Raw genomic sequence first — 3,296 nt, forward strand, 5'->3', positions numbered from 1 at the left:
CTCGAAAAAATTGAACGCGCCTCTCAGTCGTTGCTGGCTATCATTAACGATATTCTCGATTTTTCTAAGATTGAAGCGGGCAAAATGGATATCGAGTCTACCCCCTTCCAGCTCGATAGCTTGCTTGAGGAATTGAGCGACATGTTCAGCGAAAAAGCGGCCGAAAAACCCTTGGAGCTATTATTTGCCGTCGCCCCCAATGTTCCGCGCCATTTGGTTGGGGATGCGCTGCGGCTGCGCCAAGTGCTGATAAATCTGATCAATAACGCCATTAAATTTACCGATCGCGGAGAGGTGCTGCTGTCCTTAAGTCTGCAGGAGCAGCACCAACAAGCCGTCGTGCTGCGTTTTAGTGTGCGCGATACTGGTATTGGGTTAACCCGCGAGCAACAGGCTAAATTATTTGATTCCTTTACGCAGGCGGATAGTTCAACTACCCGAAAATACGGCGGTACCGGTTTAGGTTTAGCCATTTGTAAACAATTGGTTGAATTGATGGGGGGCACTATCGGCGTTGAGAGTCAATTGGGTCACGGTAGTACCTTTTACTTTTCGGTCAAACTGAGCACATCCACAGGACAACATTTAACGGTCAGTCAAGAGCTTGAAGGGATGAATGTGCTCGTGGTGGATGATAATGCCACGGCCCTAGACATCATGCGCACGACGCTCGAGAGCTTGGGCTTTAAGGTTGATACCGTGCGTTCGGGCGAGGAAGCGGTGGCTCATTGTCAGCAACATGCCTATGGGGTGGTGCTTATCGATTGGAAAATGCCCAGTATGAACGGACTAGAAACCGCCGAGCGCATTTTGCAATGCGCCCCCGTTATCCCGAGGATCCTCATGGTTTCCGCCCATGCCGATGCTGGCTTTTTATCGCAAATTGAGCAGCTTGGATTAGCAGGGTACATCAGTAAACCCATTAGCGCTTCGCGCTTGCTCGATGGGATCATGAATGCGCTTGGCTATCGCGGCATACTGCCGGTGCGCCGTGATAGCGAGCAGCTCGATGCCAGCATTCTGTTGCCGCTTAAGGGCAAGCGTATCCTCTTAGTGGAGGACAATGAGATGAACCTTGAGGTTGCTTGTGAGTTTTTAGAGAAAGCGGGAATGATTGTCTCGGTTGCGACTCACGGGCAAATGGCCTTAGAAAAACTGGCGCAGCAGCCAGTTGATCTGGTGCTGATGGATTGCCAAATGCCAGTGATGGACGGTTATCAAGCGACTCAAATGATCAGGCAGCAGCCACAATGGGCTGATTTGCCGGTGATCGCCATGACAGCCAATGCCATGGCAGGTGATAGGGAGGCATGCCTTAACGCGGGAATGAATGATCACCTTGCCAAACCCATCGAAGTCGCGAAGCTTTACCGGACATTGCTGCATTATTTACCGGATAACTCGTCAACCAAGGCTAATCCATTAAAAGTCAGCGAGTTAGCAGATGATGATTTATTGCCCTTAGCTGATGCGGCTCAAGCGACTCAAGCGATTACAGCGAGTCAGGCGATTAAAGCGAGTCAGCGGCAGCTCGCTCAAGTGATTAACTGGCCTGAACATCCCGATATCGACATCGATACTGGACTGCAGTTAGTGCAACACTCAGTGCGTTTATACCAGCGAATTTTTGAGCGTTTTTTGAGTGGCCAATATAATGTGGTCCAACGCCTTGAGCAAGCCATGGCGGCTGATAAGCCTGACGAGGCCATCAGGATTGCACATACGCTTAAAGGACTGGCGGGCAATTTAAGTTCAGCCAAGCTGGTTGAGCTGGCGCGGCAGCTGGAGTCAAACTTGGCCCAAGGTGCACCCTATCAAGCGCAGCTTGAGCAGATCCAACCATTGGTGGCCTCGATTTGTCAGGCGATAGCGAGCGCCAACCTGACAGCAAGCGGAGCATTCGCCACGGCTAAGGCATCAGCAGCGCCTGATGCCTTCGCTGCGCCGCCTGAAGGATTCACTCGTGATGGGGCTGCACAGGATGGCAGCACGCCCAGCACCGCGATTGCGGAGCCAGCAGCAAGCCTTAGCCCGCCGGCGTTGGTGGCAGCGTTAAGCGCTTTGCGCCAACGTTTAGAGGAGGCCGATGCTAAGGCCTGCGCTCAAATGGAGGCATTACACCCCCAAGTAAGCGCAGGGCTATGGCAGCAGTTAAGGCCGGCACTCACCATGATTCATCAATATCAATACGACCAAGCCATTGAGATCATTGATGGAGTGATCCAACAATTATCATGAGCGGCGAGGAGTACCTTAAGCCAGCGCTTGGCGACATAGGATGAGGATAAGCGATTAATGGACAAAGCAACGATACTGGTCGTCGATGATACCCCTGAAAACATTGATATTTTAGTGGGTATACTCGGGGAGGATTATCAGGTTAAAGTCGCGATTGATGGCCCCAGAGCCTTGGCGCTGGTGAATAAGTCATTGCCGGATTTGATCTTACTCGATGTAATGATGCCGGGAATGAATGGCTATGAGGTGTGTCAGCGGCTAAAACAGGCGCCGCTGAGCTGTCAGATCCCCGTGATTTTTGTGACCGCATTGGCTGACATTGCCGATGAAGCGCAAGGCTTTGCGCTGGGGGCTGTCGATTACATCACTAAACCTGTTAGTGCGCCGATAGTCAAAGCGCGGGTCAAAACGCACCTTGCGCTATATGATCAACAGCGCCTGCTTGAGCATCAAGTGAAAGAACGGACTCGTGAGTTAGAAGAAACCCGGTTTGAGATTATTCGCCGCCTAGGGCGCGCCGCCGAATATAAGGATAACGAAACCGGCCTGCATGTGGTGCGCATGAGCCTCTACACCCGCTTACTCGCCATGCAATTAAACCTACCCCATCATTATTGCGAGTTACTTTATAATGCCGCACCGATGCATGACGTAGGAAAAATAGGCACCCCCGATGCGATTTTAAAAAAGCCCAGTAAATTGGATGAGCAAGAGTGGCGAATCATGCAACAGCATGCGGCAATTGGCGCCGAAATTATTGGCGAGCATCGCGATCCGTTATTGCAACTGGCCCGGAGCATTGCGCTGACTCACCATGAGAAGTGGGATGGTTCAGGTTACCCACAAGGTTTAATTGGGGAGAACATTCCAATAGAAGGCCGCATCGTTGCTATCGCAGATGTGTTTGATGCGCTGACCTCACAGCGTCCATACAAGCAGGAATGGACAATTGAAGAGGCCATGGCATTAGTTGAAAGCCAAGCCGGCAGTCATTTTGATCCCCAGTTGGTGGCAGCTTTCAAGCAAATATTGCCAGAGATTATCGTAACGAGGGACGC

General features: G+C 51.4%; 2 protein-coding genes. Both read left to right on the top strand.

What is annotated here, in order from left to right:
- Positions 1-2,238, top strand: a 2,238-nt coding sequence (locus tag ACRCZA_RS00315) for a response regulator (protein ID WP_438672498.1), incomplete at its 5' end; no start/stop codon positions are given.
- A gap of 57 nt (positions 2,239-2,295) precedes the next feature.
- Positions 2,296-3,296 (top strand): HD domain-containing phosphohydrolase (locus ACRCZA_RS00320; protein WP_438672499.1); only part of this gene is annotated, 1,001 nt, incomplete at its 3' end.

This window comes from Shewanella sp. (assembly GCF_051658185.1).
Taxonomy (GTDB): Bacteria; Pseudomonadota; Gammaproteobacteria; order Enterobacterales; family Shewanellaceae; genus Shewanella.